4 protein-coding genes are annotated in these 2,480 nt (G+C 34.9%); 3 read left to right on the top strand and 1 reads right to left on the bottom strand.

The genetic code is table 11. The features are described 5' to 3' along the window. Window positions 1-143 precede the first annotated feature (143 nt). Window positions 144-521 (bottom strand): flagellar protein FlaG, encoded by a 378-nt coding sequence (locus CSUIS19073_RS08130; protein WP_086236518.1) that lies wholly within the window; start codon window positions 519-521, stop codon window positions 144-146. A 167-nt stretch (window positions 522-688) separates the two neighbouring features. Here CSUIS19073_RS08130 and CSUIS19073_RS08135 point away from each other — a divergent pair, with 167 nt between their 5' ends. The 3 genes from CSUIS19073_RS08135 to CSUIS19073_RS08145 are packed head-to-tail and all read left to right on the top strand — an operon-like array spanning window position 689 to window position 2,218. Then, window positions 689-1,033, top strand: a complete 345-nt coding sequence (locus tag CSUIS19073_RS08135) for an ornithine carbamoyltransferase (protein WP_086236519.1) — start codon at window positions 689-691, stop codon at window positions 1,031-1,033. Then, entirely contained in the window at window positions 1,023-1,601 is a 579-nt protein-coding gene (locus tag CSUIS19073_RS08140; RefSeq protein WP_236845313.1) for an RsmD family RNA methyltransferase, read from the top strand. The genes CSUIS19073_RS08135 and CSUIS19073_RS08140 overlap by 11 nt, the downstream gene beginning before the upstream one ends. Continuing rightward, window positions 1,589-2,218: a YigZ family protein gene (locus CSUIS19073_RS08145; protein ID WP_086242617.1), complete on the top strand. Its 630-nt coding sequence runs from the start codon at window positions 1,589-1,591 to the stop codon at window positions 2,216-2,218. Before CSUIS19073_RS08140 ends, CSUIS19073_RS08145 begins: the two co-directional genes overlap by 13 nt. The last annotated feature ends 262 nt before the right edge of the window (window positions 2,219-2,480 follow it).

Below are 2,480 nucleotides of genomic sequence, written 5' to 3' on the forward strand. Positions count from 1 at the left end.
AGTTAGATTGCTTTGGATCTCTTTCTCTAAAGGCTTGATTAGAGCCTTGGTATCTGCTTCTTTTAGTTTATCTATAGTATCCCAGCTTAGGACATTACCACTACCTAAGCCTAGTTGTGATTTTTCAGTATTTATTGCCATTTTTATTCCTTTTTATCAAATATCATACCGATTATATCTTTGAAGTGTTCTGTAAGCTTCATCGCTTGTTCGGTTGGAATTTTGCGGATTATAGTGCCAGTATCTTTCTCCATAACATTTATAAACATACTATCGATCTTATCATTATAGCCAAATCTAATATTTGTGCTAAGTAAGCTAAGGTTGTCATTAGCTTGAGATAGAATATTTTGAATTTGCTCGTTTGTTAGATGCTCATTAGTGCCATTTTGTGAATTTTGGTTTTGCTGTGAATTTGAGTTTTCTACCGCCGTAGATTGTGTATTTGATCTTTGAGTTGCGTTTGTAGCGTTAGACATATCCATTTGTTGCTGTTGTGCGGCTACTTTGAAAATTTCCATTTGGCATCCTTTTAAATAAAATTAAATCAGTTTGATTAAGCATTAAATCGGCTTAAATAGAATAAAAATTTATAGTATGCCTATATATTTAGGCATATCTAAAGCAAATTTTATACCAAATTTATAGATATTTTGATAATATTTATCCCAATTAAAGGAGTATGAGTATGAGAGTTTGTATAGATTGTGAATGTCTGCTTTTAGCTGAGAGTTTAAGGCTATTTTTAGGCTCTAGTGCGACAACTAGGAAAGATTGTGATTTTATAGTAAGCGATAGGGCAACCAAAGGGAGTAAGCCAGTCTTTGTAATAGATAGTAATTCGCCATATCTTAAGGTTCCTTTTAATAAAGAAACGCTACTAAATACTCTAGGGGAGTTCTACTCAGCTATGCAAATTAGTGGTAAAATTCAGTCAAGTGAGCTTACTAGTTTGGAGCGTAGAGTAGGCGATTTGGTGGATAAATTTAAATTTGATTTGATTAGAATAATAAAAGATGAGTATGAAAAATAATCTATTTGCGACTATTTCAAGCGGTAAATATAAGGGCAAGAGACTGAATTTACCATCTCTAGCTACCACTAGAAGCACCAAATCAATAGTAAAAGAGTCAGTATTTAATAGCTTACAAAATGATATTTATAACTCTGTGTTTATAGAGCTATTTGGTGGTAGCGGATTGATGGCAGCAACTGCAGTTAGCAACTATGCTAAAAAGGGCTATGCCATAGAGCTTGATAAACTAGCATTTAATAGCTTAAAATCCAATTATGATAAGATCGGCGATAGCGATTTAATAGCACTTTATGGTGATACATTTAAGCTAACTCCTAAGATAGTTGATGAGAATATAACGCAAAAAATCATACTCTATGTAGATCCGCCATTTGATATTAGAGATGGTTTTGATGGGATATATGATAGGATTTATGGGCTACTAGCTCAACTAAAGGTGGATATAGTGGTGATAGAGCATATATCTAGCCATAATGCTTTAGATAAAATAGGCGAACTAACCCTATATAAAAGCCGTAAATTTGGCAATACAAGCTTGAGTTACTATACAAAATGTATTTCGTAAAAGAGTGCTATAGCCACGAGCAAGATATTAAAAAATCAAATTTTGCTAGTTATATCTGTCCTTTTAGCGAATTTGAAGAGCTAAAATCTAGGCTAAAAGATGAAAATCCAAAGGCAGCACACATAGTCTGGGCGTATCGCTACTATAATAAATATTTTCAAATTGTAGAAAACTCCAGCGATGATGGAGAGCCAAAAGGAAGCTCTGGGCCACCTTGCTTAGATGCTTTGCGTGGGGCGAATTTGATTGATACGGCTGTGATAGTGGTGCGATATTTTGGCGGAGTAAAGCTTGGGGTTGGGGGCTTGGTTAGAGCGTATGGGAGTAGTGCAAACCTAGCTATAAACAAGGCTCAATTAATAAAATATGTAAGTCACAATATAGCTAGTTTATTTGTGCCATTTTCGCTACTTTCTAGGTTTGATTACTATGATGATAAGAATGGATTAAACGCAGATAAAAGCTATAGCCAATCTGGGTGCGTGTATGAGTTTAATCTAAGCTTAGATGAGTTTGCGAATTTACATAAATTTGTGCTTGGCTATGAGATGGCTGGAGTGGAGTATTATGCTGTGCCATTAGAGGCTAAAAATTTGTTTATTAAATCTAAGTTTTAGCTCAGCGATATTGAAAGGCTTTTATAAAATAAAAATGCCAAACTAGGAAGGGGTTGGGATCTTAAGGGATAGGGGAAACTGTTTCTATGTTCTTTTAACGCACGAATAAATCCGTGCTAAAGAATCAAATACTAAAGTCCCCATAAATGGGGTACCCCTATTTGGTTCAAATTTGTTTTATCAAATCTGAGCTTTAGCTCAGCAACATTGAAAGGCTTTTTCAAGGGGTTGGGGGTTGTTAAGGGGGAAGGGGTAGCGACTG

The organism is Campylobacter sp. RM19073, assembly GCF_024723495.1.
Taxonomy (GTDB): domain Bacteria; phylum Campylobacterota; class Campylobacteria; order Campylobacterales; family Campylobacteraceae; genus Campylobacter; species Campylobacter porcelli.